Raw genomic sequence first — 26,664 nt, forward strand, 5'->3', positions numbered from 1 at the left:
GTTGTCCAGAGCGCGCAGTAACAATGTGACACTTTTCGTAAGGAGCTTCAGAAACCATGGCGGTTTCCGTAACCCTTCCGGCGCTCGGCGAGAGCGTGACCGAGGGCACCGTCACCCGCTGGCTCAAGGCCGAGGGTGAGCAAGTGGAGGCGGACGAGCCTCTGCTCGAGGTGTCGACCGACAAGGTCGACACCGAGATCCCCGCGCCCGCCGCCGGGGTTCTCTCCTCCATCAAGGTCGCCGAGGACGAGACCGTCGAGGTCGGCGCCGAGCTCGCGATCATCGACGACGGCTCGGGCGGGGGCGCCGCCGCGCCCGCGCCCGCCGCCGAGCCCCAGCCGGAGCCCGCCGCGCGGCCCGAGCCCGCCGCCCCGGCGCCCGCTCAGCAGGCGGCCCCGGCGCAGCCCGCGCAGCCCGAGCCCCAGGCGGCGCCCTCCGGGGGCGGGGAAGGCACCGACGTGGTGCTTCCCGCGCTCGGCGAGTCCGTCACCGAGGGCACCGTCACCCGCTGGCTCAAGGCGGTCGGCGAGGAGGTCGACGCCGACGAGCCGCTGCTCGAGGTCTCGACCGACAAGGTCGACACCGAGATCCCCGCCCCCGTGGCCGGCACCCTGCTGGAGATCACGGTCGGCGAGGACGAGACGGCCGAGGTGGGCGCCAAGCTGGGCGTCATCGGCGCCGCGGGTGCCGCGCCCGCGCAGCCCGCCGCCCCGGCCCCCGCCCCGCAGCGGGCGGCGCCCGAGCCCGCTCCCGCGCCCGCCCCGCAGCCCGAGGCGGCCAAGCCCGCGCCGCAGCCGGTGCGGCAGGCCGCGCCCGCCCCTGCCCCCGCGCCCACGCCCTCGCGCGCACCGGCCGCTTCCCCGCGGCCGACGCCCGCCACCGCGCCCCCCGCGGCGGCGGACGGCGCGTATGTCACCCCGCTGGTGCGCAAGCTGGCCGGCGAGAACGGCGTCGACCTGTCCACGGTCAAGGGCTCGGGCGTCGGCGGCCGGATCCGCAAGCAGGACGTGCTCGCCGCGGCCGAGGCCGCCAAGGCCGCCGCTGCCGCCCCGGCACCGGCCGCCGCGGCGCCCGCGGGCCGTGGCCCCGCGCCCGTCCAGCCGTCCCCGCTGCGCGGCCAGACGGTCAAGATGTCGCGGATCCGCAAGCTCATCGGCGAGAACATGATGAAGGCGCTCCACAACCAGGCGCAGCTTTCCACGGTCGTCGAGGTGGACGTCACCCGGGTCATGCGGCTGCGGGCGCGGGCCAAGGAGGCGTTCCTGGCGCGCGAGGGCGTCAAGCTGTCGCCGATGCCGTTCTTCGTCAAGGCCGCGGCCGAGGCGCTCAAGGCGCACCCGGCCGTCAACGCCAAGATCAACGACGACGGCACCGTGACCTACCACGACGTCGAGAACATCGGCATCGCGGTGGACTCGGAGAAGGGCCTGATGGTCCCGGTGATCAAGGGCGCGGGCGACCTCAGCCTGGCCGGGATCGCCAAGAAGACCGCCGAGCTGGCGGGCAAGGTCCGCAAGGGCGGCCTGGCGCCCGACGACATGTCGGGCGGAACGTTCACGATCAGCAACACCGGCTCGCGCGGCGCGCTGTTCGACACGATCATCGTGAACTACCCGCAGGTCGCCGAGCTGGGCATCGGCGCCACCGTGCGCCGCCCCGTCGTCGTGGACCACCCCGAGCTGGGCGAGACCATCGCGATCAGGGACATGGTCTATCTGACCCTGTCCTACGACCACCAGCTGGTGGACGGCGCCGACGCCGCCCGTTACCTGGGCGAGGTCAAGGCCAGGCTCGAGGCGGGCGGGTTCGAGGGCGAGCTCGGCCTCTGACCCGGCTCCCGACTCGGCTCACGCCGACGCACGAGCGACACCGAGCGAGACAGGCCGCGCCCCGCCCGGACCCCTTCCGGGCGGGGCGCGGCCTGTCGGGGCGAGAGCCCGAGAGGAGCGTGGGATGAGCCCGCCGATCGTCCACTCCCTGCGGCAGCAGATCCGCGAGCACATCGTGGAGGGCATCGTCAGCGGACGCTGGCAGCCGGGCGAGCGGATCGTGGAGCGGCGGATCGCGGTCGAGCTCGACGTCAGCCAGACGCCGGTGCGGGAGGCGCTGCGCGAGCTCGAGGCGCTGCGGCTGATCGAATCGGCACCGAACAAGGGCGTTCGGGTGCGGGCGTTGACCGCGGCCGACCTGGAAGAGATCTATCCGGTGCGGGCCGGGCTCGAACAGATGGCGGCCGAGCTGGCCGCCGGGGCCCTGGCCAGGGACGCCTCGGCGCTCGTGCCCGAGGTCGAGGCGCTGCGCAGGGCCGACGCGCTCGCCGACGCGGAGGCCCAGACCGGGCACACGGTGGCGTTCCACCGCGAGCTGGTGAAGGCCTCGGGGAACAGCGTGCTCCTGCACACGTGGGAGTCGCTCGGCATCGAGATCTGGACGGCGCTGTCCATCCGCTGGCTCGGCACCAGGCAGCGGTCGTACGCCGCTGAGCACCAGGAGCTGGTCGACGCCTTCGTGCGGCGGGATCCGCGCATCGGCGAGCTTGTGAAGGATCATGTCCTCAACTGTGCACCGCGTGCCTGATCTTGGCGGAATGCCCGGGAATCTCCTGGCACGGGATGCCAATTTCCGTGCCGCGTGAACTTTTTTGCCGCAAAGCTTTGATCGATCATCGATCAGGGGCATACAGTCTTCGAGAAAGCTGAGCCGCGCCGCACAGCACCTGTCCTGCTCGCGGCGCGGCTCCACCGTGAGGCCCGGGTCCCGATTGTCGCGCCAACGCACGGGGCCCGGCCTTGCCGGTTGACTGCGGGTTGAATGATGCCATGCGCGCCGCACGGTTGATCAAGCTGGTTCTGCTCCTCCAGTCCCGCAGGGCGATGACCGCCGCCGAGCTCGCGGCCGAGCTCGAGGTCTCCGAACGGACGGTGGCCAGGGACGTCGACGCGCTCTCCGAGGCGGGGGTCCCGGTGTACGCGGACCGCGGCAGAACGGGCGGGTACCGGCTGATCGGCGGCTACCGCACGCGCCTCACGGGTCTTGGCCGCGACGAGGCGGAGGCGCTCTTCCTCTCGGGGGTGCCCTCGGCGCTGCGCGACATGGGCCTGGCCGACGCGGCGTCCGCGGCGCGGCTGAAGGTGTCGGCGGCGCTGCTGCCCGAGCTGAGCGGGGCGCACGAGAGCGCGGCCCAACGTTTCCACCTGGACGCGCCCGGCTGGTGGCAGCCGCCCGAGACGCCGGGGCTGCTGCCCGCGGTGGCCGACGCGGTGTGGGACGACCTGGTCCTGCGGGTGCGCTACCGGCGCGGGGACGGCGCGTCGGTGGAGCGCGAACTGGAGCCGTACGCCCTGGTGTTGAAGGGGGGCGTGTGGTATCTGGTGGCCGGGGTGGGCGGGGGACACCGCGTGTACCGGGTGGCGCGTTTCACCGAGGTGGCCCCCGAGGGGCGGCGCTTCACGCGCGACGAGGGGTTCGACCTCGCGGGGTTCTGGGCGGAGCGCTCGGCGGAGTTCGCGCGCTCGATGCTGCGGGACGAGGTCGTGCTCCGGCTCAGCCCCGGCGGAACGCGCGCCCTGCGGTACGTCACCGATCGCGAGGCGGCGGCCGAGGCGCTCGCGGGGGCCGGGGAGCCGGACGGTGACGGGTGGGTCGTGGTGCGGCTGCGGGTGGAGTCGGTGGAGGTGGCGTACACGCAGCTGCTGGGGTTGGGGCCCGAGTGCGAGGTGCTTGTGCCTGCGGCGCTTCGGCGGCGGATGGTTGCTGCCGCTTCGCGGTTCGCCGAGGTGTATGGGGTGGGGTGAGGGGTGGGTGGGGGTCGTTCGTCCTCTGCGGGTCCGTCGTCGGCCGATTCCGCGGGGCCGTTGCGGCGGGCCACGTCCTGGGGCGTCGTTCACCACGTGCGGGGCGTCTTCGGCCGGGGGCCCGTTTCCCCACCCACCCCTTTCCGCCTGCGGCGGCGGGGGGTCGTGACTAGCGGTAGTCGTCCGGGTTCGGGGTCTCGCCCGCGAACACCCGGCTCAGATACGCCCAGACATCGGGGCGTGAGCCGTCCGCGTCCGTGAAGCCGTACTCACGGGCCAGCTGGCCGCTGGAGAGGGAGCGGCCGTTCCAGCGGGAGACGTCGGGGTAGGCCGCCAGGGCCGCCGCCGCGCGGCCCACGAACGTCGGGGACTCCGAGATCGCGAAGTGCGGGTCCTTCACGATGCCGTCGCGCCACGTCTCCTCGGTCACCCCGAAGTATGTGTCGAGCATCGCCTCGGACCGCAGGAACCCCGGCGTCAGCGACACCGCCGCGCAGCCGAGCGGGGCCAGCTCGGCGCCGAGCGACAGCGCCATCCGGATCGGCGCGTACTTGGCGAGGTCGTAGTAGAAGTGCTCGCGGTAGCCCGCGTTGGACTCCGCCGTGCCGTCCGTCACCTCGATCACCAGACCGCCGGGCCGCCTGGTCAGCAGCGGCAGCGCGTGGTGGCTGGTGACGATGTGCGTCTCGACGCCCAGCCTCAGCATCCGCATCCCCCGGTCCAGGGGGACGTCCCACATCGGCACGGTCGACGGGTGGTCGAGCAGGTGGTCGGCGCCCCAGATGTCGTTCACCAGGACGTCGAGGCGACCCCGTTCCCCGTCGATCCGCTCCACGAGCGCCCGCACCCGCTCAGGGTCCAGGTGGTCCGTCGGCACCGCGACGCCCTCGCCGCCCGCCGCCGTGACCAGCTCGGCCGTCTCCTCGATCGTCTCCGACGCCCTTCCGACCTCGCTGACCACGCTCCTGGTGGTCCGCCCGGTCACATAGACCGTCGCCCCCGCCGCGCCCAACTCCACGGCCATCGCCCGCCCCGCGCCGCGCGTGGCCCCGGCGACCAGGACGACCTTCCCCGCGAGCGGCCCGCCACTACCCTGCTGCACGTGCTGTCCCCTCTCCTCCGCGCTCCCGGTGAGCACGGACGACGAGCGTCGCAGCCAATCCAGACACCCTCTGTCCGGCTTTGAAAGGTCCGGCTTTCCCCGTGGCCCGGGTTGCGGGGGCCCCGCGGTGATCGTCCAGGATGGGGACATGGAACCTCGTCGCGTCGCGATCACCGGCAGCCACGGACTCATCGGCGGCGCCCTCGCCGACGCCCTGCTCCGCGAAGGGCACGGCGTCGTCCGGCTGGTACGCGGCGAGCCGCGCGCCGCCGACCAGCGGCGCTGGGACCCCAGCGGGCGCGAGCAGGAGCGGAACGCCGCCGCGATCGAGGACTGCGACGCCGTCGTGCACCTCGCGGGCGCGGGCGTCGCCGAACGGCGCTGGACCACCTCCTACAAGGCGGTGATCCGCGACAGCCGCGTGCTCGGCACCGCCGCCGTCGCCGCGGCCATCGCGTCGCTGACCACCCCGCCCCGCGTCTTCCTCTCCGGCAGCGCCATCGGCTGGTACGGCTACACCGGCGACCGCGTGATCGACGAGGACTCCCCGAGCGGCAGCGGCTTCCTCGCCGACGTCGCCCGCGACTGGGAGGCCGCGGCGGACCCGGCGGAACGGGCCGGGGCGCGCACCGTCCTGCTGCGCACCGGGCTCGTGGTGTCGGGCGCGGGCGGGGCGTGGGGGCGGCTGTTCCCGATCTTCAAGGCCGGTGTCGGCGGGCCGATCGGCGGCGGGCGGCAGTACTGGAGCCCCATCTCGCTCGACGACCACATCGCCGCGATCCGCTTCCTGCTCGACGACGCGACCGGGCTCTCTGGCCCCGTGAACCTGACGGGCCCCCACCCCGTCACCAACCGCGAGGTCGCCCGCGCGATGGGGCGCGTGCTGCGGCGGCCCGCGGTGTTCCCCGTTCCCGCGCCGCTGCTGCGGGTGGTGCTCGGGGAGTTCGCGCAGGACGTGGTGGGCAGCCAGCGGGTCGTGCCGCGGCGGCTGCTCGACGCGGGCTTCTCGTTCGCGCACCCCACCGTCGAGGACGCGGTGCGCGCCGCGGTCGCCGCCCGAAGGGGCTGACAGCACAAGGGGCCCAACGGCCCAGGGGGGCGCGGAAATCGGCCGCTCCGCCCGCGTTGTGCTACCTCCGTGCACCCATGCCCGGTGTATGCGCGTCCTCGCGCCGTGCCCGGCGTGAGAGGGTCGGCTCCGGTCCGGGTATTGCCGGCGCCCGAATCGGGCATAGGCAAGGAGGCCCACAGGCCACCAGCCCGCCGCTCGCATGCACCGACCCCTTACCGGGAGGCCACGTGCTCAAGCGCCGAACGCCCCGCGCGTTCTCCGACATCGTCATCATCGGGGGCGGAACGGCGGGACTGGCCGCCGCCCACCACCTGACCGCGGCCGGTCTCACGGTGACCGTGCTCGAGGCCGAGGAACGGACCGGCGGCCGCATGGCCACCGAGCACCGCGACGGCTTCCGCCTCGACCGCACCGGCCAGCTCACCCTCCACGACTCCCCCGCGCTGCGCGGGCTGCCGCGCCCGCTGTCGCTCCGGCGGCTGACCGGCGGCGTCCTGCTGCGCGGCCGGGACCGCACCCACCGGATCGGCGAGGCCGAGGGCCATGGCAGCGGGACGGCCGACGCGGGGCCGCACGCCCTGGCCCCCGCGTTCGAACGCATCTGGCTGCGCGCCCACTTGGCGCGCCTGGGCCGCTGCCCCGACGCGCGGCTGCGGGACCGGCCCGAGCTGACCGCGGCGGGCGCGCTGCACGCGCGGGGCATACCCCCGCACATAGCCGAGAGCTCGCTGCGGCCCCTGCTGTCCGCGCTGCTGCACGACCCCGACCTCGTGACGTCGAGCCGCCTCGGCGACCTGGCGCTGCGGGCGTTCGCCCGGCGCGGGCTGAGCCTGCCCGCGGGGGGCGCGGCGGCGCTGCCCGGGCTGCTCGCGGCCGGGCTGCCCGCGGACGCGGTGCGCACCGGCGTGCGGGCCACGTCGGTGACGACGACGGCGGTGGCGACGGAGCGGCACGGGACGTTCCGCTGCCGCGCGGTGGTGGTGGCGACCGGGGCGGCCGAGGCCGCGCGGCTGCTGCCGGGGCTGCGCGTGCCGGACTTCAGGCCGGTGACGGTGCTGCACCACGCGGCGCCCGCGGCGCTGCCCTCGGGCGCGACGCTCGTCGTGGACACCGGAGGGCGGGGCCCCGTCGCGCACACGATGGCGGCGTCGGCGGCCGATCCGTCGCGCGCGCCCGAGGGGCGGACGCTGGTGACCTCGGTGGTGCTCGGGCCGCAGGCGGCCGAGCCGACCGAGCTGCTCGACAAGGCGGCCAGGCCCCAGCTGAGCGAGATGCACGAGACGGCGGCCGACGACTGGGAGCTGCTCGCCGCGCACCACGACCCGCAGGCGATGCCGGTGGTGCCGCCGCCGTTCGCCGGGGTGCGCCCCGTGCGGCTGCTCGACGGGCTGTATGTGTGCGGCGACCACCGCGACGCCCCCGGGCCCGTGGGCGACCTGGGCTCGGCGCAACGGGCGGCGTCCGCGGTGCTCGCGGACGCGGGCCGCCAGGCCCTGGCGGGCTGACCGGCGGCCGACCCCGCCCCCGCCCGCCGGGGGCGGGGGCACGGGTGAGGGATCAGTGCAGCGCGGCCACCTTCTCCCGGTACCCACGGACCGGGGCGGCGTCGCGGAAGGGCTCCAGGCGGCGTTCGAAGTCCTGGAGGTACTCGTGCGCCCTGACCGAGCGCATCTCACCGGCCTGGGCCGCGGCCTCGGCGGCGAGCGTGCAGGCGTTGTCCACGTCGCCGAGGCCCAGGCGCGCGCTCGCCAGGACCACCCGGCAGAACAGCCTGCTGCGCGCGTGCGCCGGGCTGCGCAGCTGGAGCGACCGCTCGGCGTGCCTGGCGGCGGCCCTGAACTGCTTGAGGTCGCGGTGGCAGTGCGCGAACTCGTCGGCCAGCTGGGCCTCGTCGAACAGGCGCGCCCAGGGCGGCGCCTCCTCGCCAGGGCGCGCCGACTCCAGGGCCCGCTCGGCGCGGGCGAGGGCCGCGGTGCAGGCGCGCACCTCCCCGAGCAGCCCGTGCCCGCGCGCCTCGACGGCGTGCAGCAGGGCCTGGACGACGGGCGGGACCGAGCTGGCCATGCCCTGCTGCGCCACCCTGGCCAGCTGGACCGCCTCGCGGCCATGGCCCAGATAGACGGCCTGGCGGCTCATGGAGACCAGCACATAGCTGCCGTAGCTGCGGTCGCCCGCCGCCTGCGCCAGCCTGAGGGCCTGCACGAAGTACCGCTGGGCCAGGCCGTGGGCGGCGATGTCGTACGCCGTCCACCCGGCGAGCCTGGTCAGGTCGGCGGCGGCGGAGAACAGCCGCCGCCCCGTCTGCTCGCCGTAGCTGCCGCGCAGCATCGGCTCGAGCTCGTGCTCCATGTACCGGACGAGCGCCTGGCGGGCGTGCCCGCCGCCGTACGCCTGGTCGAGGGTGTGGAAGAGGTCGGCCACCGAGCGCAGCGCGGTGATGTCGCCCGCGGTCACCCGCTGCCCCGGGCCGCGCTCGACCCGGTCGAGCCGGGACGAGGGCCGCACCGAGGGCGGCGCCCCCGGCTGCGCCCCTGGCGGCACCGGCCTGCGGGGTCCCGGCGGGCCCGGCGGCACGGGGGAGCGCGCCGCGCCGCGCACCTGCTCGGGAACGCGGATGGCCTGCGGCCCCGCGGGGTCGGGGGCGCCGCCCGGCGGGGCGGTGGCCTGCTCGGTGGGCTCGCCCCTGGCGACGCGCTCGTCGGGGCGCCCGATGAGCCAGTCGCGGCTGGGCACCACGAGCCCGGCCGGGGTGAACGCGATCTTGCGCAACTCGGCATAGCTGCCCTGGTCCTTGCGCCACAGGCCCGCCACGATGTCCACCGCCTCGGCGGGGCTCGCGGCGAACTCGAGGCCCGCGTAGACGGGGGCACACGCCTCGAGGCCGAGGTCCTGGGCGGACAGCCTGCGGCCGAGCCGCCGGGTGAACACCTCGGCGATCAGCGCCGGGGTGGTGCCGCGCGGGCGCTGGCCGCGGAGCCAGCGGGTGACCGACGTCTTGTCGTACCGGAGGTCGAGGCCGTGTTCGAGGCCGAGCTGGTCAACGCGCCGGGCGAGCCCGGCGTGGGAGAATCCGGCCTCGGCGATGAGCGCGGCGAGCTGTCGGTTCGGGGTACGCGGTGCTGTGGCGGACTGCGGGGAGGCCGGGCCTCCGGGTCGTTCCGTGGACATCGGCGATGCGGTCTCCTGCCTTACGGCTGTGCGGCTGGAACGGCGCGAATGTAACGGTCCTGACCGGTTTCGTCGGCACCTGGACGGAGGATTCATCCATATGTGTGAGCCGGAGGCCCCCCGGGGCCGGGGAAGCGGCCGGGCTTACAGTGGATCCGAGATCCGCCAGACGTAGAGCATGCGTACGAGGCGTCCCCCGGGGGCCCGTACCAACCGAAGGAGCCGCGGCCGTGAGCGAGCTGCGCTTTGTCCATCTGGGCTTCGGCGCCGAAGCCGTCGAGTACCACGCGGCCTGGCAGGAACAACGCCGTGTGCACACCGCCCGGTTCGCCGACGAGATCCCGGACACCTGCCTCCTCCTCGAACACCAGGCGGTCTACACCGCGGGGCGGCGCACGGAGGACAGCGAGCGCCCCCTGGACGGCACCCCCGTCGTCGACGTGGACCGCGGCGGGAAGATCACCTGGCACGGCCCCGGGCAGCTCGTCGGCTACCCCATCCTCAAGCTGCCGCGCCCGGTCGACGTGGTGGCCCATGTGCGGCGCCTCGAGGAGGCCGTGATCCGCGCCTGCGCCGACTTCGGCCTCGAGACGACGCGCGTGGAGGGCCGCAGCGGGGTCTGGGTGCTCGGCGAGGCGCTCGACGACCGGGTGGGACGGTCGGCGCTCGGCGGGCTCTCCCTCGACTTCGACCCGCGCCTGCACGACGAGGAGTTCGACCCGCGCCTGAGCGGCCCCGAGTACGCGCCGTCCAACGCCGGGCAGCGCAACGAGGACCGCAAGCTGTGCGCGATCGGCATCCGGGTCGCCAAGGGCGTGACGATGCACGGCTTCGCCCTGGGCTGCGACCCCGACAACACGTCGTTCGACCGCATCGTGCCCTGCGGCATCAGGGACGCCGGTGTGACGTCGCTCTCACAGGAGCTCGGCCGCCGCGTGACGGTCTCCGACGTGCTCCCTGTCGTCGAGAAGCACCTGACCGAGGTGCTGACCACCTCGCTGCCGCTGCCCCGCGCGGTGTGAGGCGGGCGCCCGGATCGGCCGGGCAAGTGGAGGCGTACGCTGGTGTTCGCCAACGAATCGAAAGTGGTAGGAGGCGGACGTGTCCGCTGTCGCACCCGACGGTCGCAAGATGCTGCGCCTCGAGGTCAGGAACAGCCAGACCCCGATCGAGCGCAAGCCCGAGTGGATCAAGACGCGGGCGACGATGGGCCCCGAGTACCGCGAGCTGCACGGCCTGGTGAAGCGCGAGGGCCTGCACACGGTGTGCCAGGAGGCCGGGTGCCCCAACATCTTCGAGTGCTGGGAGGACCGGGAGGCCACGTTCCTCATCGGCGGCGAACAGTGCACGCGCCGCTGCGACTTCTGCCAGATCGACACGGGCAAGCCGGCCGCCCTCGACCGCGACGAGCCGCGCAGGGTCGCGGAGTCGGTCCAGCAGATGGGCCTGCGGTACGCCACGATCACCGGCGTCGCACGCGACGACCTGCCCGACGGCGGCGCGTGGCTGTACGCGGAGACCGTCCGCCGCATCCACGCGCTGATGCCCGACACGGGCGTCGAGCTGCTGATCCCCGACTTCAACGCCGTTCCCGAGCAGCTGGCCGAGGTCTTCTCCTCGCGGCCCGAGGTGCTCGCGCACAACGTCGAGACGGTGCCGCGGATCTTCCGCAGGATCCGCCCCGCGTTCACCTACGAGCGCTCGCTCGAGGTGCTGACCCGGGCGCGGGCCGCGGGCCTTGTCACCAAGTCCAACCTGATCCTCGGCCTCGGCGAGACGCGCGACGAGGTCAGCACCGCGCTGCGCGACCTGCACGAGGCGGGCTGCGAGCTGATCACCATCACCCAGTACCTGCGGCCCACGCCGCGGCACCACCCGGTGGAGCGCTGGGTGAAGCCCGAGGAGTTCGTGGAGCTGAAGGCCGAGGCCGAGGACATCGGCTACGCCGGGGTCATGTCGGGGCCGCTGGTGCGCTCGTCGTACCGCGCGGGGCGCCTGTACCAGCAGGCGATCGAGCGTCGCACGGGCGTCGATGCCGCGTGACCCCCGGGTCATGAGGCGGTAACACCGTTCGATAACAATAGGGGCACGTTGTTCGACCGCCCTGGGGAGGGGGAACGGCCATGCGGTTCGCCGGTTCGGCACGGCCGAGCGTGACCGGCACGCTGCGCGCGCTCGAGGGGGTGCTGCTCGGCGCGGGACGGCGCACGGCGCTGCGCAACGCGCGGGCCGCCGTCGAGGAGGACCGCGAGCGCGCGGCCGCCCGCCGCGAGGCGGAACGGGCGCTGGCCGCGGTCGCGGGGCGGCGCCCACCCGGTGGGCCTGTGCGGTCACTTGCCCCGTAGACTGGCGGGCATGGCGCGGAAGGACAAGGCCCAGGACTCCGAGAATCCCGGGCGGCTGAAGCAGATCGGCCTGACCTACAAGATGACCCGGCGGGCCGACCGCTGGATCGGATGGGTCCTGGCGGGTGTCGGTCTCGGCACGTTCGGCGTCGTCCTCGGCATCGGCCTCCTGATCGGGCACCCGATCTACCTGGGCATCCTCGGCCTGCTGGTCGCGCTGCTGACCACGGCGATCGTCTTCGGGCGCCGGGCCGAGCGGGCCGCGTTCAGCCAGATGGAGGGCCAGCCGGGGGCCGCGGCCGCCGTGCTCGAGAACATGCGGCGGGGTGTCGTCTTCACCCCGGCCGTCGCGATCAACCGCCAGCAGGACGTGGTCCACCGGGCCGTCGGCAAGTACGGCGTGGTGCTGGTCGCCGAGGGGAACCCCCACCGCCTCAAGAGCCTGATCGCCGCCGAGAAGCGCCGGATGAACCGAGTGGTGTCCGACGTCCCCGTGCACGACGTGGTCGTCGGCACGGCCGAGGGCCAGGTCCCGCTGAAGAAGCTGCGGTCGACCATCCTGAAGTTCCCCAAGGTGCTGCCGGGCCCGCGCGTGACCGAGGTGAACGACCGGCTGCGCGCCATGGGCGACCTGATGAGCAACATGCCGATCCCGAAGGGGCCCATGCCGAAGGGCATGAAGCTCCCCAAGGGCAACGTGCAGCGCCGCGGGCGTTGACGCGGGGACACCCGAGGAAACACCCGAGAAGCACCCGAGGACATACGAACGTCACACGCACGAGCGTCACACCGCGCCCGCCGTCCCCGATCGGGGGCGGCGGGCGTCGGTCGTCGTGAGCGGGCTCAGGCGCGGATCTGGACGGCGCCCGCGAAGCGGTCGTGGAGGCCGCGGCCGTCGCGGTCCCACACCAGCGCGGGGAGGGCGAGGCCGAGCAGCACGGTGCGGAGCACGGCCCGCCCGAACGTCAGCCGCCCGCCGTCGACCGCGATGACCCGCAGCCCGAGGAGCCGCTTCCCCGGCGTCATCCCGAGGGTCCCCACGGTGACGCTGCCCATGATCACCAGGACGACCAGCGTCCAGGTGCCGGTCTCCGACGCCTGACGGTCCACGATCAGACCGTATGCGATCAGACCGCACATGGCCCAGTCGACGAAGATCGCCGCAAGGCGCCTCCCGAGGGGCGCGACCGATCCGGGGCCCGTCTCGGGGAGGCCCAGCCGCTGCCCCCGGTAACCGAAGTCCACGCCCATGTCCTCGGCCGCCGCGCGGGGGCCTGAGAGCCATGAGCCGATAGCCTGGCGCTTGTCCACGGCTCCACCGTAGCGCGCTCACCCGACCGGCCGGTCGGCGGTATCGGGCGAGAAGTCCGGTTAACAGTGGCGAAACAAATGGGTCATGCTTGAGAAATCGCGTTTCCTTAGGGTCGGCCCCGGCAGGCCCACGTACTGGGCCACTCCCCGAGTTGCTCGTTCCCGCCCCCGACGCACCGGGCCGGGACGTAGGAGGACACCGGATGTTCCAGAACGCCGACGAGATCAATCAGTTCATCGCGGACAACGACGTCAAGTTCATCGACGTCCGCTTCTGCGACCTGCCGGGCATCATGCAGCACGTGACCGTGCCGGTCGAGAGCTTCGACCCGACGGCCAGCCTGATGTTCGACGGATCGTCGATCCGTGGCTTCCAGGCCATCCACGAGTCCGACATGGCGCTCGTCCCTGACCTGTCGACGTCGCGCGTGGACCCGTTCCGCAAGGACTCGACGATCAATATCAACTTCTTCATCCACGACCCGATCACGGGCGAGGCGTACAGCCGCGACCCGCGGAACGTGGCGAAGAAGGCCGAGGCGTACCTCGCCTCGTCCGGCATCGCCGACACCGCCTACTTCGGCCCCGAGGCGGAGTTCTACGTCTTCGACGACGTGCGCTTCGAGACCAAGTCGAACGCCGGGTACTACTACATCGACTCCGAGGCGGGCGCCTGGAACACCGGCGCCATCGAGGAGGGCGGCAACCGCGGCTACAAGGTCCGCTACAAGGGCGGGTACTTCCCCGCCCCGCCGGTCGACCACTTCGCCGACCTGCGCGCCGAGATCACCCTCGAGCTGATCAAGGCGGGCCTGAAGGTCGAGCGCCAGCACCACGAGGTGGGCACCGCGGGCCAGGCGGAGATCAACTACCAGTTCAACACCCTGCTGGCCGCGGCCGACGACCTCATGCTGTTCAAGTACATCGTGAAGAACGTCGCCTGGCGCAACGGCAAGACCGCCACGTTCATGCCCAAGCCGATCTTCGGCGACAACGGCTCCGGCATGCACGTCCACCAGTCGCTGTGGCAGGGCGAGTCGCCGCTGTTCTACGACGAGCAGGGCTACGCGGGCCTGTCCGACACCGCGCGCTACTACATCGGCGGCATCCTGAAGCACGCGCCGTCGCTGCTGGCGTTCACCAACCCCACGGTCAACTCGTACCACCGCCTGGTGCCCGGCTTCGAGGCCCCGGTGAACCTGGTGTACTCGCAGCGGAACCGCTCCGCGGCGATGCGCATCCCGATCACCGGCTCGAACCCCAAGGCCAAGCGCGTCGAGTTCCGCGCGCCCGACCCGTCGTCGAACCCGTACCTGGCGTTCTCGGCGCTCATGCTGGCGGGCCTGGACGGCATCAAGAACAAGATCGAGCCGGCCGAGCCGATCGACAAGGACCTCTACGAGCTGGCCCCCGAGGAGCACGCGGAGCTGCCGCAGGTCCCGACCTCGCTCCCCGCGGTGCTCGAGGCCCTCGAGGAGGACAACGAGTACCTCCAGGCGGGCGGCGTCTTCACGTCCGACCTGATCGAGACGTGGATCGACTTCAAGCGGGAGAAGGAGATCGCCCCGATGCAGCTCCGCCCGCACCCGCACGAGTTCGAGCTCTACTTCGACGTGTGAGCCGCGTCGTGTGAGCCGCTCGGCTCTTCGCCCCGAGCCCCGTCACGCGCCCCTCCCCGGGCGTGGGCGGGGCTCGTCGCTGTCGTCGGGCGGCGAGAAGACGACGCCTTCGGGCAGCGGGTAGCCCAGCTCGGCGAGGCGCGTGGCCACGTCGTACGGGGTGCGGTCGAGGTCGTGGGCCAGCCGCAGGACGGACAGCAGCGACGTGGGGCGGAGGAGCGCGGGGGGCGGCGTGAAGTGTTCGCCCATGAGCGCCGCGTCGCCGGGGCGCACCGTCTGGTCCACGGACGCCTCGGGCACCTGGTAGCCGTAGGCGACGAGCCGGTCGCGCACCTCGCGGGGCGAGCGCCCCGAGAAGACCGCGGCCCGCAGCACGTGCGCGGGCGACACGGGGGCGCTCCGGGGCAGCCAGGGCGGCTGGCTGTCCAGGTCGCGGCTGATCAGCAGCAGGTCGTCGCCCTCGAGCGTCTCGGGGAAGTCGTCGTCGCCGAGCCGGTAGCCGAGCTCGGCGAGGCGGGCGACGACCTCGGCGAGGGGCACGTGCAGGCGGGCCGCCACGGCCGCCGCGTGGTGGTGCGGCACGGGCTGGTTCGCGCGCAGCCACGGGCCCGCCGAGTCCAGGTCCCTGCTGAGCAGCAGGGAGTCGCCCGGCCATGGCGCGATCGAGGCGGGCACGTCCTCGGGGACGCGGCAGCCGAGCTCGGCGAGGCGCGCGGCGACGTCGGGGAGCGTCCGTCCCGAGGCCGCGGCGGAGCGCACGAGGTCGCCGATGTGGAGGGGCCCGCGCCAGTCGACGGACGAGCCGTAGGCGCTGGGCTCGCCGTCGAGGAGCACCAGGTCGTCGCCGCCGAGGGTGGCGAGCACGGCGGGGTCGGCGGCGACGGTGTGGCCCCAGGCGGACAGGCGCGCGACGACCTCCTCGGGGGTGAGCCCGGTGGCCCCCGCGGCCCGCACCACGTGGGCGGCCGGGACCGGCACGGCGGCCGAGAGCCAGGGCGGGGCGCGGTCGAGGTCGTGGCTGAGGAGCGTGAGGTCCTTCTCCCCCACCTCGTCGGGCACCGTGAGCCCCGGCTCGGGTCCGGGGCCGAGCTCGCCGAGGCGGGCCGCGACCCCGGCGGGGGTGAGCCCGAGGCGTTCGCCCGCCGCCACGAAGTACGGCGGGGGCACCGGCTCGGCGGCGGTGAGCCAGCGGGGCTTGTCCTCGCCCGTGCGGAGCAGCGAGACGTCGGCCTCCTCCGCCGTGTCGGGGGGCGTGACGCCCTCCTCGAGCGCGTGGCCGAGGTCCGCGAGCCGGGTCAGCACCTGGGCGGGGGTGCGGTCCAGGAGGCGGGCGGCCGAGAGCACGTGCCCGAGGGGCACGGGCACGCCGAGCGCGAGCCACCGGTCGAAGGTGGACTCGAACGCGCCCTCCCTGACGCCGGTGCCCATGAGCAGCAGGTCCTCGTCGCGCACCGTCTCGGGGAGCCGCGTGCCCTCCTCGACCGGGTGTCCGACCTCGGCGAGCCGCGCCGCGGTCTCGGCGGGCGTGCGGCCCAACAGCCGGGCCGCGGACAGGACATGGCCGAGCGGCACCCGCCCGTTGCGCGGGAGGAAGGGGGACTCGCCGTCCAGGTCCCTGCTCATGAGCACCAGGTCGTCGGGGCCCGCCGACTCCGGCGCGGTCACGCCGTCGGGCAGCGGGCGGCCGAGCTCGGCCAGCCGGGCCGCCACCCGGCGCGGGCTCACGCCGAGGTGGATCGCGGTCTTGACCACGTCGGGGAGGAAGGGTCCTGAGTCGTCGGCTGGCCCGTCCGCCGTGGGGTCGTGGGAGCCGAGCTCGGGGTCGGCGGGCAGCGCGGAGAGGCCGATCCGCTCGGGGCCCATGAGGACGACCTGGTCCGAAGGGAGCGCCACGGGGATCGCGCCGTTCCCGCCGTCCCCGCCGTTCTCGCCGCCCTCGACGGTGACGCCGGGGAACGCCCCCGCCCTGGCCCAGGCGAGCGCGCGCCACGCCTCGGTGAAGGACGCGGTGCCCATCTCGGGGCTCGCGGGGACGACGCCGTGTCCGTCCTCGTGGGCCTCGAGCAGCGTCGCGTCGGCGCCGAAGTGGCCCACGGCCGTCACGTCCACGTCGTACGGCCCGAACCTCCAGGGGCGGCGGCCCCCGGCGACGGCCTGGCGGACGATCTCGTCGGCGAGGCGGAGGCGGTGGCCCATCAGCTCGTTGAGCCAGTCGTGGTCGACGACCGTGGCGCCATCGGCGAGCAGGGCCTGGATCTCGCGGTAGAGCGACGCGGTGACATGGGCCGCGTCGTGGTGGAGCACGCCCCTGCGGTCCACGGTCAGCTCGGGCATGTGGGCCCCGGTGAGGTTGACCACGGCGCCGAAGAGGTCGATCCCGGCCCACAGGCCGTCGGCCAGGACGCCGCCGCCGACGGAGCACCACCATGTCTCGGGAGTGCTCGTGGCGTCGACGCGCACGTCGTCCTCGCGGGCCGCGTCGGCCGCGTAGGGGTCCTCGGCCCCCAGCGGGGCGGCGGGCGAGAGAACGTTCGGGGGCCAGCGCAGCCGGGTGTGTCCGTCCTCGGCGGTGACCTCGTAGGGGGCGATCCACAGCAGGCGGCGCAGCAGGTCCGGGCAGGAGGGGGCCTTCGCCGGGTCGCGGAGGTAGAGGCGGACCGTGGTGCCCGCGTCGTGGGCGCGGCCGAGGTCGTGGATGTAGAACAGCGCGCCGGGGCCCGCGATGTCGACCTGGAGGCGGTGGCCCGGGTGGCCGTCGGGGTCGAGGCGGCATGTGGTCACGGTGATGTCGTCGGCGATCATGAAGTAGCTCAACACCCCGATGCCGAATTGGCTGTTGGGGTGCATCTCGATCCCCTCGGCCGCCCACGCCGCCTGCTCGTCCAGGTATTCGGGGAGGTCGGCGAAGCGCATCCCGGCGTGCGAGAAGACCTCGCGCAGCTCGCGTTCGCCCATGCCGACGCCGTTGTCGGCGCACTCGATGTAGGCGCGGCCCTCGGGCGTGGTGCCCTGGGTGAACGTGATGCGGCCCGCCCAGCCCCCCGGGTGGCCGCGGCGGCGGCGCAGGAACGTCGTGCGGGCGTCGCGGTAACGGCAGGCGTCCAGGGCGTTCTGGTAGAGCTCGCGGATGGCCAGGGCGGGGTCGCCGTAGAGCCGCTCGCCCATGAGCAGCTCCTGGATGCGGTCGTCGGCCAGGCGGAACCGCAGGTCGGTGGACTCGTAGGCGGCCTGGCCCCCGGGGCCGGGGGTGGCGTGCAGCTGGTCGGCGGTGGCGTGGGCGGGGAGGTCGCCGAGCGGGGCCAGCTGGGGCTCGCCCGCGGCGCGGACGTCGATGGCGCCGAGCAGCGCGTCGAGGGTGGCGGCCTGCTGGCGCAGCGCCAGCTCGACGGCGGGGTGCGGGCAGGCGGCGCGCAGCACGCGGGTGCGGCCGTGGGCGTCCCAGCGGGCGGCGGCGAGGGTGCGGTGCAGGGCTTCGAGGTCGACGGCGTAGCTGATGCCGAGGTGGTCGACGATGACCTCGGGCAGCAGGGTGGGGTCGAGGGCCAGCCGGTGGGCGACGCTCAGCAGGGCGACGAGCAGGTGCTCGCGGATGTCCTGCTCGTCGTCGGTGGCGCCGGCCAGCTGGCGGACGGGCCTGACGGTGCTGAGGTCGGGGGCGGTGCGGATGGCCCGCAGCAGGGTCAGCAGGTCCTCGGGGTCGAGCAGCTCGGCGAGGAGGCCGCCGGTGGCGGCCCCGCCAGGATCGGGGGCGAGCAGCTCGGCGAGCGCGGTGGCGTGGTGGGCGCGGGGGCGGCGGGCGAGCCAGCGGCCGAAGAGCCACCACGCGATGCCGGTGGCGCCCGCGGTGTCGCCCTGGGCGGTGGCGCGGGCGGCGCGGCGGACCAGGCGGGACTGGCTGCCGAAGAAGTGCTCGTAGCTCGCCCGCTCGTCGGTGGGCGCGGGCGCGTGGCCGAGGTCCGTGGGGGCGATGTCGAGGACGCGGACGGCGGCGCGGCTCCAGTGGGCCGTGTAGAGGTAGGGGACGAGCACGAGCAGGGCGGCCTCGGCCGGGGAGAGGGCCAGCTTCTCGGCGTTGAGGACCTTGGCGAGCAGCCAGCGGACGCGGTCACTCATCCGCTCGGCGAACCTGAGGGGGCGCCATGGGTCGTCGGCGAGCCGGGCGTCGTCGAGGGCGTGCGCGCGGGCGAGCCGCCCCACGAGGCCGGTGACGGCCTCGCGGAGGGCGTCGGCGGCGGGGCCTTCCGCGGTCTGGGCCCAGGCGGGGTGGTCCGTGGCCGAGGCGACCCATGGGTGGTCGCCGCCCCGCGACGCGGCGGCGGCGGCGCGCCGGGGCCTCGGGATGACGGTGAACCGGTCCATGTCGGTCTCGGTCCTGACCCTGACCTGCTGGCGGGGGCAGTTGTGCTCGGCGGTCAGGGCGTCCATGGAGCGCTGGAGCTGGTCGGCGATCCCGCCGAGGGTGCCGGGCCCCTGGTCGTCGGCGACGAGGGTGCACAGCGCGCGCGAGAACAGGCTGAAGCCGCCGTCCGCCGTGGCGTAGCGGGCGCGTTCGCCCGGGGAGCAGGCGTAGACGTGGCAGTAGTGGCGGTCGCCCACGCGGCGCACGCGCATGCTGGACCAGGCCGCGGCGTTGATGCCGCCCATCTCGCGCAGGTCGATGCCCTCGCGGCAGGCGTCGACGAAGACGGCGACGTCGCCGGCGCGGCTGCGCTCGACGTACGGGGTGAAGTCGAGGGGCAGGCAGCGCGCGGCGAAGTCGTGGGAGCGCATCAGGGCGCCGCGGGGCACCAGGAAGTCCTGGCCGCCGTGGTGGATGCCGTGGCCGCTGAGGTACAGCAGCAGCGTCTCGCCGGGGGCGGCGTCCTGGAAGAACGTCTCGACGGCGGAGTCGATGCCGTCGCGGTCGCTGTCGGCGGGGTCGTGCAGGGTGACCCCGTACCCGGTGGCGGTCAGGGCGGCGTCCAGCTCGGCCAGGTCGCGCTCGACGAAGGCCAGGTCGTCGATGGCCGGGTCCCGGTAGCGGGGGACGCCGATCAGCAGGGCGCGGAACGTCGCGCTCACCGGCTCGCCAGGCCGCTCAGGAGCCGTGCCCGAACGTGAGCGTGATGGCGCCGCGGGCGGCCGCCTGCGCCGAGGTGCCCATCAGGGTGATGCCGCCGGTGGCGGTGACCTCGAAGGAGACCTGGGCCTCGCGCAGCGGCATGCCGCCGTCGGGCACGGTGATGCCAGCGAGTACCTCGTGCAGGGCGCCCACCGTGCGCCGGAGGTTCTCCCTGAGGACGGCGACGGGGATGTCGCGGATGGCGCGGCGCGGGGTGCCGTCGCCGTCCCCTCCGTCGTCCCCCGCGCGCCGGAAGAGGCCCATCTCCCCCGCTGCGGCGGTGGGTTCGTCCGTGTCGTCGAGCGAGACGACGACGGAGAGGATCTCGGCCATGGGTCCCCCCTCATATGCCGTGGCCAGAAGCTGACACATTTTAGAACGGCCGTGGCGCGACGGGGAGATGACGGGCTCAGCGGGGCGAGGGGGTGCCCCTGGGGCGTATCGGGGTGCGGTGGTGGTCGGCCGCGCAGGTGTCGCACAGGGCCGTGATCCAGCTGCCGCGCGGGCCGCCGCGGAAGCGGGGGCGGCCCTCGGCGCCGCACATCTCGCACGTGCGGCCCGCGGCCTGCTCGGTGGCGTCGGTGAGCAGGGTCGCGGCGTCAGCCCAATGGCCGTCGAAGTACCCCTGGGCGTCGAAGCGGTCGGCGACGCAGACGCGCAGCCCGCCGAGGCTGCGCTCACACGTCTCGATCCGGTAGTCGGGGGCCAGGGCGAACAGCCTTTCGTGGAGCGCGTGAAGCAGGGCGGCCCAGCCGGGCCCGACGGTGTCGGTCCAGGCGCCGAGCTGCCTGTGGTCCAGGGGCGTGCCAGTCATGGACCCATCCTCGCGCGGGGGTCTGACAATCCCGCCCGAGGTGCCGTTCGTCCCGTTTCGCCCCAGGATGGAAGCGGTCATGCAGCCGGAGGGAACGGACGACGGACATGGAAGCCACCATCACCCTGCGCGTGGACGGCGAGGAGCGGCCCGTCTCGCTCGACACCCGCACGTCCCTGCTCGACGCGCTGCGCGAGCGACTCGGGGTCAACGCGCCCAAGAAGGGCTGTGACCACGGCCAGTGCGGCGCCTGCACGGTCCTGGTCGACGGGCGGCGCGTGACATCGTGCCTGCTGCTCGCCGTGACGCAGGACGGCGCGTCGGTGGTGACGGCCGCGGGGCTGGGCGCCGAGGCGGAGGGCGAGCCGCTGCGGCGGGCGTTCCTCGACCACGACGGATTCCAGTGCGGCTACTGCACACCGGGGCAGGTGTGCTCGGCCGCGGGGATGCTGCGCGAGGCGCGGGCCGGGCACGCGAGCCATGTCACCGCCGACCTGTCGGCCGACGAGATCCCGCTGGACGACGCGGAGATCAGGGAGCGCATGAGCGGCAACCTGTGCCGGTGCGGCGCCTACCCCAACATCCTGGCCGCGATCAGGGAGGTGGCGCGGTGATCCCGTTCGACTACCGGCGCCCCGATGACGCGCCGGGGGCCGTCGCGCTGGTCGCGCCACGGCCCGACGCGGCGTTCCTCGCGGGCGGCACCAACCTCGTCGACCACATGCGCCTCGGCATCGCCCGCCCCGAGCTGCTCGTGGACGTCTCGCGGCTGCCGTTCGACACGATCGAGCGGCTGCCCGACGGCGGGGTACGCGTCGGGGCCGCGGTGCGCAACAGCGACCTGGCCGCCGCCCCGCTGATCAGGCGCCGCTACCCCATGCTGGCCGCGGCCCTGCTCGCGGGCGCCTCGCCCCAGCTGCGGAACCTCGCCACCACGGGAGGTAACCTCCTCCAGCGCACCCGCTGCGCCTACTTCCAGGACGCCACGACGCCGTGCAACAAGCGCGTCCCCGGCTCGGGTTGCTCCGCGCTCGACGGCTTCCACCGGCACCACGCGGTCCTCGGGGCGTCGGACGGGTGCGTGGCGGTGCACCCTTCGGACATGGCGGTGGCCCTCACCGCGCTCGACGCCCAGGTGCGGGTGCTCGGCGGGGCCGGGGAACGGGTCGTGCCGATGACGGAGTTCCACCGGCTGCCGGGCGAGCGGCCCGAGCGGGACACGGTGCTCGAGCACGGCGAGCTGATCACGGCCGTGGACCTGCCGCCGCTGGCGATGGCCGCGCGGTCGGCGTACCGGAAGGTGCGCGAGCGCGCCTCCTACGCGTTCGCGCTGGTCTCCGTCGCGGCGGCGCTCTCGGTCAAGGACGGCGTGGTGGTGGACGCCCGCGTCGCGCTCGGCGGGGTGGCGCACCGCCCGTGGCGCGCGGTGCGCGCCGAGGGCGCGCTGCGCGGCGCGCCCGCCACCGAGGACGCCTTCCGCGCCGCCGCCGACGCCGAGCTGGCCGACGCGCGCCCGCTGCCGGGCAACGCGTTCAAGGTGCCGATGGCGAGGAACGCGATGGTCGCGGTGCTGCGCGACCTGAACGCCGGGGGCGCGCGATGACCGGCGTGGCGGAGCGGGCGGTCGGCGCGCCGCTGGTGCGCAGGGACGGGCCGTTGAAGGTCACGGGGCGGGCCGCGTACGCCTACGAGCAGCCGGTGGCCGACCCGCTCTATCTCTTCCCGATCGAGGCGACGGTCGCCCGAGGCCGGATCGTGTCGATCGACGCCGCGGCGGCGGAGGCGGCCGATGGCGTCGTCGTGGTGCTCACCCACCGCAACGCCGCGCGCCTCGCGCCCGACGCCGACCCCGAGCTGCGGATCCTCCAGGACGACGTGATCCGGTTCCGCAACCAGTTCGTGGGGGCGGTCGTCGCCGAGACCTCGGAGGCCGCCAGGTACGCCGCGGGCCTGGTGCGCGTGGAGTACGAGGAGGCGCCGCACGACGTGACGTTCCGCGCCGACCACCCCGAGCTGTACGCGCCGGAGAGCGTCAACGCGGGCATCGCGACGGACAGCGTCTTCGGCGACGTGGAGATGGCCCTGGCCAAGGCGCACAGGACGATCGACCACGTGTACAGCACGCCGCTCGAGCACCACAACCCGATGGAGCCGCACACGACCGTCGCCGCCTGGCACGGCGAGGACGGCTCGGGGCGGCTGACGCTGCACGACTCCAACCAGGGCGCGAGCACGGCGCGTTCGATGCTGGCCCCGGTGCTGGGGATCGCGCCCGAGCGGGTGCGGGTCATCTCTCCCTATGTGGGCGGGGGCTTCGGCTCCAAGGCCATGCCGCACGCGCACGTGGTGCTCGCGGTGCTCGCGGCGCGACTGGTGGGCGGGCGGCCCGTGAAGTTCGCGATGAGCAGGCGGCAGACGTTCACGCAGGCGTCGCACCGCTCGCCCCAGATCCAGCGCGTGCGGCTCGGCGCGGACCGCGACGGGCGGCTGACGGCGATCGCGCACGGGTCGATCGCCCAGACGTCGCGGTTCAAGGAGTTCGTGGAGCAGACGACGTTCGTCACGCGCTCCATGTACGCCGCGCCCAACCGTTCGACGACGCACCGCGCGGTCCCCTCCGACGTCTCGGTCCCCGGCATCTTCAGGGCGCCAGGCGAGACGCCCGGCTTCTTCGCCCTGGAGTCGGCGATGGACGAGATGGCGCTCGCGTGCGGCATCGACCCGGTGGAGTTCCGCGTCAGGAACGAGCCGGAGCGTGAGCCGGAGACCGGGCTGCCGTTCTCCAGCCGCGACTATGTGGCGTGCATGCGCGAGGGCGCGCGCCGCTTCGGCTGGGAGGGCCGCGACCCGGCGCCCGGCGGGACGCGGGCGGGCGAGTGGCTCATCGGCACGGGCATGGCGGGCTGCGCCTACCCGGCGTACTTCCTGCGCGGCGGCACGCAGGCCGCGGTGGAGGCGCTGCCCGACGGGCGCTACCGCGTGGACATCGCCGCGGCGGACATCGGCACGGGCGCGTGGACGGCGCTCGCGCAGGTGAGCGCCGACGCGTTGGGCGTGCCGGTCGAGGATGTCGACATGGCGATCGGCGACTCGGCGCTGCCGCCCGCGGCGATGGCGGGCGGCTCGATGGGGATGACGTTCTGGGGCACGGCGATCATCGAGGCGGCCCGCGTCCTCAGGGAGCGCTTCGGCGAACGCCCCGAGCCCGGCGCGCGCGTCACCGCGACCGCCCCCGACAACCCGCACGTGGGCAAGGTCTCGATGCACGCGTACGGCGCCCACTTCGCCGAGGTGCGCGTCAACGCCGACACCGGGGAGGTCAGGGTCTCGCGGCTGCTCGGCATGTTCGACCTGGGCCGGGTGATCAATCCAAGGACGACCAGGTCGCAGCTGATCGGCGGGATGATCATGGGCCTGTCGATGGCGTTGCACGAGGAGGGCGTGCGGGATCCCAGGTTCGGGCACACCGTCAACTGCGACCTGGCGCAGTACCACATCGCCGCGCACGCGGACGTGGAGGACGTGGACGCGATCTGGCTGGACGGCGATGACCGGTACTACAACCCGATGGGTGCGAAGGGCGTCGGCGAGACCGGCATCGTGGGCGCCGCCGCGGCCATCGCGAACGCCGCCCACCACGCGACCGGGATCCGGGTGCGGGACCTGCCGATGACGCCGGAGAAGTTCCTGCGCTGAGGCGCCCTCCCCTGCGTCCCGCGTCCGGTGGCACCCGCGATCCGTGGCACCCGCGTTCAGTGGTGGCGGTGTATCACGGCGTGGCCGCGGCCCCGGCCGATCAGCCAGCGGTTGACCGGGGTGGTCACCACGAACGCGACGGCCAGCGCGAACGCCAGCGCCGCCCAGAACAGGCCCTCGTCGAGGTGCGCCTCCATCGCGCCGGGTACCAGCAGCAGCACGCCGTTGTCCACGGCCTCCATGACCGCGATGGACACGGTGTCGGCCGCGAGCGCGACGCCGATCGCCGCCCCGAGGCCGAGCCCGGCGCGCGTGACGGCGTACAGCGTCAGGGCGTAGCCGAAGACGAACGCCAGCGCGATGGCCAGCAGGACCGTGGGGAGCGTCGCCCAGCCGAGGGCCGTGCCGATCACCATCCCGAGGACCTCGCCGATGGCGCAGCCGGTGAGGCAGTGAAGGGTGGCCCTGACGGCCATGGACCACTCGGCGGGGCGCGCGGCGGGCTCGGGGTGTTCCTCGTGGCGCTCCATGCCCGCCACTATACCCCCAGGGGGTATTCGCCTTATTCGGTGTCGCGCCCGTCGGCCCGCGTGCTAACGTCGCCAGCGCTTCGGCGGTCGGCCACGCGTCCGGCCACCGCCACGCGTCGAGACCGGGAGGTGAGATCGATGGTCGCTGTGATGACCGCTGCCCAGGGCAGCGCCCGGACCATCCTGACGTCCCGGGCCCCGGTCTGACTCGTTTCGCGTCCGCGGGGCCCCCTCCCCCAAGGGTCTCCTCACCATGCGTGAAGCTCCGTTCCCCGACATGTCCCCCACCCCGTTCCCCGCCACCGGCCTGGCCGCGCACGGCTGGGACGACTCCCTCGACGCCGCGTTCGCCGAGCACCGCGCCGCGGGCCTCGTTCCCTGCCGCGTGATCCGCGTCGACCGCGGCCGGTGCGACGTCGTCACCGAACACGACAGGCCACGGGCCGCCACCGAGCGTGGCCTCGACCCCTGCACCGGCGACTGGGCCGCGCTGCGCCCGGGCGACCCGCGGGACGAGCCACGGCTCGTCGCGCTGCTGGCGCGCCGCACGGCCATCGTCAGGGCCTCGGCCGGGTCCGACTCCCGCGGCCAGGTCCTGGCGGCCAACGTGGACACCGCCGCCATCGCCGTCTCCCTCGCGGGCCCGCTCGACACCGGGCGCCTCGAACGCCTGCTCGCGCTGGCCTGGGAGAGCGGCGCCAGGCCCGTGGTGGCGCTCACCCAGGCCGACCGCGCCGCCGACCCCGAGGCGATGGCCGCCGAGGCCGCCGCCGCGGCGCCCGGCGTGGACACCGTGACCACGAGCGCGGTGACCGGCGAGGGGCTCGACGTCCTCGCCACGCTGCTCACCGGCACGGTGGTGCTGCTCGGCGTCTCGGGCGCGGGGAAGTCCTCGCTCGCCAACGCGCTGCTCGGCGCCGACCTGCTGGCCACCGGCGGGGTGCGCGCCGGGGACGGCAAGGGGCGGCACACCACCGTGCGGCGCGAGCTGATCCCGCTGCCCGGCGGCGGCGTGCTGATCGACACCCCGGGGCTGCGCGGGGTCGGGCTGCACGACGCGGCCGATGGCATCGAGCACGTGTTCGCGGAGATCGAGGAGCTGGCGGGCGACTGCCGGTTCGGCGACTGCGCGCACGAGTCCGAGCCGGGGTGCGCCGTCCAGGAGGCGATCGCGGCGGGCGACCTCGCGCCGCGCAGGCTCGCCAGCTACCGCAAGCTGCTGCGCGAGAACGCCTGGGCGGCGTCCCGCACCGACGCCCGGTTGCGGGCGGAGTTGCAGGGGCGCTGGAAGACGATCAAACGGTCCCAGCGCGCGGCCTACCGCCTCCGCGACCAGGGGCGCTGAGCCCCGGCCCGGCCTGCCCGCCCGGCCCGCCCGGCCTGCCCGGCCCGACGCGCGAGTGGGGCCCCGGGCGCGGAACCCCTGAAGTCCTCCGCGCCCCGGGCCCCTGTGTGCCCCCACACATCGGCCGCTCGCTCGGCCCGGGCGGCCGGGTTCCCCGCCGCACCCCGGCAAAACGCCACCCGCGCCGACAGTCGTGTCGCCCGGGGAGCGGCGGGTACCCGGGGGCCGTCAGAGATCGCAAGGCATCCAAGGCATCGCCGAAGGAAGGAGCTGCCATGCGACAGCGGGGCAGCAACCGTCTCAACGTCCACCGCGACGACGAGATGAAGCACGAGCTCCAGGGCATGCTGCGCGGCGACCACCCGACCCGGGCCGAGGAGTGGCGCGAGGCCGAGCCCGCCGCGGACGACGACCCCGAGCTGGTCGACGGCCCGGTCAGGCCGAGGAACGTCGTGGACGAGGAGGAGTCGGATCGCGAGGCGTTCCGTCACGACCTCGCCCGGCACCTGCGGCGCAGCGTCTTCCCCGCCAAGCGGCGCGAGCTGCTGGTGACGCTGTTCGAGACGCACGCGTCCGAGCGCCTGGTCGACGCGGTGCGCGAGCTGCCGCCCGGGCACACGTACGGCAACGTGCAGGAGGTCACCGACGCGCTCGGCCGCGGGCCGCGCTCCTGAACGGGGGCGGCCGGGCCGGGGGCGCGCGCGGGACCGTTGACAGGCGTCGACCGCATACCGTTGACTGAGTCAATGAATGGGTCGATGGATGGG

At 74.3% G+C, this 26,664-nt stretch carries 22 protein-coding genes; 15 read left to right on the forward strand and 7 right to left on the reverse strand.

Features of this window, described 5'->3' with window-relative positions:
- Positions 1-56: 56 nt before the first annotated feature.
- From sucB to D7318_RS05650, 3 genes are all read left to right on the forward strand, one after another.
- The gene (sucB, locus tag D7318_RS05640; RefSeq protein ID WP_120695759.1) at positions 57-1,829 is read left to right on the forward strand and encodes a 2-oxoglutarate dehydrogenase, E2 component, dihydrolipoamide succinyltransferase; all 1,773 of its coding nucleotides are present in this window, start codon (positions 57-59) and stop codon (positions 1,827-1,829) included.
- Between the two features lie 124 nt (positions 1,830-1,953).
- On the forward strand, positions 1,954-2,577 hold the full coding sequence (locus D7318_RS05645; RefSeq protein ID WP_120695760.1) for a GntR family transcriptional regulator: 624 nt from the start codon (positions 1,954-1,956) through the stop codon (positions 2,575-2,577).
- Positions 2,578-2,819: 242 nt separating this feature from the next.
- Entirely contained in the window at positions 2,820-3,794 is a 975-nt protein-coding gene (locus D7318_RS05650; protein WP_120695761.1) for a helix-turn-helix transcriptional regulator, read from the forward strand.
- A gap of 169 nt (positions 3,795-3,963) precedes the next feature.
- Here D7318_RS05650 and D7318_RS05655 read toward each other — a convergent pair whose 3' ends face one another.
- Positions 3,964-4,896: an SDR family oxidoreductase gene (locus tag D7318_RS05655; protein ID WP_230423402.1), complete on the reverse strand. Its 933-nt coding sequence runs from the start codon at positions 4,894-4,896 to the stop codon at positions 3,964-3,966.
- Between the two features lie 148 nt (positions 4,897-5,044).
- Between D7318_RS05655 and D7318_RS05660 the strand changes: the two genes are divergently transcribed.
- Together D7318_RS05660 and D7318_RS05665 are read left to right on the forward strand one after the other, a co-directional pair.
- Entirely contained in the window at positions 5,045-5,965 is a 921-nt protein-coding gene (locus D7318_RS05660; RefSeq protein ID WP_120695763.1) for a TIGR01777 family oxidoreductase, read from the forward strand.
- A 230-nt stretch (positions 5,966-6,195) separates the two neighbouring features.
- Positions 6,196-7,473 (forward strand): FAD-dependent oxidoreductase, encoded by a 1,278-nt coding sequence (locus D7318_RS05665; RefSeq protein ID WP_230423404.1) that lies wholly within the window; start codon positions 6,196-6,198, stop codon positions 7,471-7,473.
- Between the two features lie 52 nt (positions 7,474-7,525).
- Here the strand turns inward: D7318_RS05665 and D7318_RS05670 are convergent, their stop codons facing one another.
- The gene (locus D7318_RS05670; protein WP_120695765.1) at positions 7,526-9,136 is read right to left on the reverse strand and encodes a regulator; all 1,611 of its coding nucleotides are present in this window, start codon (positions 9,134-9,136) and stop codon (positions 7,526-7,528) included.
- 230 nt (positions 9,137-9,366) lie between these two features.
- Between D7318_RS05670 and lipB the strand changes: the two genes are divergently transcribed.
- From lipB to D7318_RS05690, 4 genes are all read left to right on the forward strand, one after another.
- Positions 9,367-10,158, forward strand: coding sequence for a lipoyl(octanoyl) transferase LipB (lipB, locus tag D7318_RS05675; RefSeq protein ID WP_120695766.1), 792 nt, complete (start codon positions 9,367-9,369; stop codon positions 10,156-10,158).
- A 79-nt stretch (positions 10,159-10,237) separates the two neighbouring features.
- The gene (gene lipA, locus D7318_RS05680; RefSeq protein ID WP_120695767.1) at positions 10,238-11,179 is read left to right on the forward strand and encodes a lipoyl synthase; all 942 of its coding nucleotides are present in this window, start codon (positions 10,238-10,240) and stop codon (positions 11,177-11,179) included.
- 80 nt (positions 11,180-11,259) lie between these two features.
- Positions 11,260-11,481 carry a hypothetical protein gene (locus D7318_RS05685; RefSeq protein WP_120695768.1) on the forward strand — a complete coding sequence of 74 codons (222 nt, stop codon included), beginning with the start codon at positions 11,260-11,262 and terminating at the stop codon, positions 11,479-11,481.
- A 10-nt stretch (positions 11,482-11,491) separates the two neighbouring features.
- Positions 11,492-12,199: a DUF4191 domain-containing protein gene (locus tag D7318_RS05690; RefSeq protein WP_120695769.1), complete on the forward strand. Its 708-nt coding sequence runs from the start codon at positions 11,492-11,494 to the stop codon at positions 12,197-12,199.
- A 125-nt stretch (positions 12,200-12,324) separates the two neighbouring features.
- Here the strand turns inward: D7318_RS05690 and D7318_RS05695 are convergent, their stop codons facing one another.
- Positions 12,325-12,792, reverse strand: coding sequence for an RDD family protein (locus D7318_RS05695; RefSeq protein WP_120695770.1), 468 nt, complete (start codon positions 12,790-12,792; stop codon positions 12,325-12,327).
- A gap of 203 nt (positions 12,793-12,995) precedes the next feature.
- Between D7318_RS05695 and glnA the strand changes: the two genes are divergently transcribed.
- The gene (glnA, locus tag D7318_RS05700; RefSeq protein ID WP_120695771.1) at positions 12,996-14,411 is read left to right on the forward strand and encodes a type I glutamate--ammonia ligase; all 1,416 of its coding nucleotides are present in this window, start codon (positions 12,996-12,998) and stop codon (positions 14,409-14,411) included.
- A 42-nt stretch (positions 14,412-14,453) separates the two neighbouring features.
- Here glnA and D7318_RS05705 read toward each other — a convergent pair whose 3' ends face one another.
- From D7318_RS05705 to D7318_RS05715, 3 genes are all read right to left on the reverse strand, one after another.
- The gene (locus D7318_RS05705) at positions 14,454-19,472 is read right to left on the reverse strand and encodes a wHTH domain-containing protein (protein ID WP_120695772.1); all 5,019 of its coding nucleotides are present in this window, start codon (positions 19,470-19,472) and stop codon (positions 14,454-14,456) included.
- Between the two features lie 16 nt (positions 19,473-19,488).
- On the reverse strand, positions 19,489-19,845 hold the full coding sequence (locus D7318_RS05710; RefSeq protein WP_120695773.1) for a Pepco domain-containing protein: 357 nt from the start codon (positions 19,843-19,845) through the stop codon (positions 19,489-19,491).
- A gap of 76 nt (positions 19,846-19,921) precedes the next feature.
- Complete coding sequence (locus D7318_RS05715; protein WP_120695774.1) at positions 19,922-20,326, reverse strand: hypothetical protein; 405 nt, start codon at positions 20,324-20,326, stop codon at positions 19,922-19,924.
- Positions 20,327-20,433: 107 nt separating this feature from the next.
- Between D7318_RS05715 and D7318_RS05720 the strand changes: the two genes are divergently transcribed.
- The 3 genes from D7318_RS05720 to D7318_RS05730 are packed head-to-tail and all read left to right on the forward strand — an operon-like array spanning position 20,434 to position 24,022.
- Positions 20,434-20,940 carry a 2Fe-2S iron-sulfur cluster-binding protein gene (locus tag D7318_RS05720; RefSeq protein WP_120695775.1) on the forward strand — a complete coding sequence of 169 codons (507 nt, stop codon included), beginning with the start codon at positions 20,434-20,436 and terminating at the stop codon, positions 20,938-20,940.
- Positions 20,937-21,929, forward strand: coding sequence for an FAD binding domain-containing protein (locus D7318_RS05725; RefSeq protein WP_120695776.1), 993 nt, complete (start codon positions 20,937-20,939; stop codon positions 21,927-21,929). The genes D7318_RS05720 and D7318_RS05725 overlap by 4 nt, the downstream gene beginning before the upstream one ends.
- Positions 21,926-24,022: a xanthine dehydrogenase family protein molybdopterin-binding subunit gene (locus tag D7318_RS05730; RefSeq protein ID WP_120695777.1), complete on the forward strand. Its 2,097-nt coding sequence runs from the start codon at positions 21,926-21,928 to the stop codon at positions 24,020-24,022. Before D7318_RS05725 ends, D7318_RS05730 begins: the two co-directional genes overlap by 4 nt.
- A 56-nt stretch (positions 24,023-24,078) precedes the next feature.
- Here D7318_RS05730 and D7318_RS05735 read toward each other — a convergent pair whose 3' ends face one another.
- On the reverse strand, positions 24,079-24,552 hold the full coding sequence (locus D7318_RS05735; protein WP_120695778.1) for a DUF4396 domain-containing protein: 474 nt from the start codon (positions 24,550-24,552) through the stop codon (positions 24,079-24,081).
- 253 nt (positions 24,553-24,805) lie between these two features.
- Between D7318_RS05735 and rsgA the strand changes: the two genes are divergently transcribed.
- Together rsgA and D7318_RS05745 are read left to right on the forward strand one after the other, a co-directional pair.
- Positions 24,806-25,897: a ribosome small subunit-dependent GTPase A gene (gene rsgA / locus D7318_RS05740; RefSeq protein WP_408055447.1), complete on the forward strand. Its 1,092-nt coding sequence runs from the start codon at positions 24,806-24,808 to the stop codon at positions 25,895-25,897.
- Positions 25,898-26,172: 275 nt separating this feature from the next.
- Positions 26,173-26,571, forward strand: a complete 399-nt coding sequence (locus D7318_RS05745; RefSeq protein WP_120695780.1) for a DUF2795 domain-containing protein — start codon at positions 26,173-26,175, stop codon at positions 26,569-26,571.
- The last annotated feature ends 93 nt before the right edge of the window (positions 26,572-26,664 follow it).

It is taken from the genome of Streptomyces radicis (genome assembly GCF_003626575.1).
Lineage (GTDB): Bacteria > Actinomycetota > Actinomycetes > Streptomycetales > Streptomycetaceae > Streptomyces > Streptomyces radicis.

Bases quoted from the DNA above. Each gene is read 5' to 3' on its own strand.
- D7318_RS05745 (WP_120695780.1), top strand. From the start codon at position 26,173: ATGCGACAGCGGGGCAGCAACCGTCTCAACGTCCACCGCGACGACGAG.
- D7318_RS05735 (WP_120695778.1), bottom strand. From the start codon at position 24,552: ATGGAGCGCCACGAGGAACACCCCGAGCCCGCCGCGCGCCCCGCCGAG.
- D7318_RS05685 (WP_120695768.1), top strand. From the start codon at position 11,260: ATGCGGTTCGCCGGTTCGGCACGGCCGAGCGTGACCGGCACGCTGCGC.
- D7318_RS05670 (WP_120695765.1), bottom strand. From the start codon at position 9,136: ATGTCCACGGAACGACCCGGAGGCCCGGCCTCCCCGCAGTCCGCCACA.
- glnA (WP_120695771.1), top strand. From the start codon at position 12,996: ATGTTCCAGAACGCCGACGAGATCAATCAGTTCATCGCGGACAACGAC.
- D7318_RS05720 (WP_120695775.1), top strand. From the start codon at position 20,434: ATGGAAGCCACCATCACCCTGCGCGTGGACGGCGAGGAGCGGCCCGTC.
- rsgA (WP_408055447.1), top strand. From the start codon at position 24,806: ATGCGTGAAGCTCCGTTCCCCGACATGTCCCCCACCCCGTTCCCCGCC.
- D7318_RS05690 (WP_120695769.1), top strand. From the start codon at position 11,492: ATGGCGCGGAAGGACAAGGCCCAGGACTCCGAGAATCCCGGGCGGCTG.
- D7318_RS05730 (WP_120695777.1), top strand. From the start codon at position 21,926: ATGACCGGCGTGGCGGAGCGGGCGGTCGGCGCGCCGCTGGTGCGCAGG.
- D7318_RS05710 (WP_120695773.1), bottom strand. From the start codon at position 19,845: ATGGCCGAGATCCTCTCCGTCGTCGTCTCGCTCGACGACACGGACGAA.
- D7318_RS05645 (WP_120695760.1), top strand. From the start codon at position 1,954: ATGAGCCCGCCGATCGTCCACTCCCTGCGGCAGCAGATCCGCGAGCAC.
- D7318_RS05715 (WP_120695774.1), bottom strand. From the start codon at position 20,326: ATGACTGGCACGCCCCTGGACCACAGGCAGCTCGGCGCCTGGACCGAC.
- D7318_RS05650 (WP_120695761.1), top strand. From the start codon at position 2,820: ATGCGCGCCGCACGGTTGATCAAGCTGGTTCTGCTCCTCCAGTCCCGC.
- D7318_RS05660 (WP_120695763.1), top strand. From the start codon at position 5,045: ATGGAACCTCGTCGCGTCGCGATCACCGGCAGCCACGGACTCATCGGC.
- sucB (WP_120695759.1), top strand. From the start codon at position 57: ATGGCGGTTTCCGTAACCCTTCCGGCGCTCGGCGAGAGCGTGACCGAG.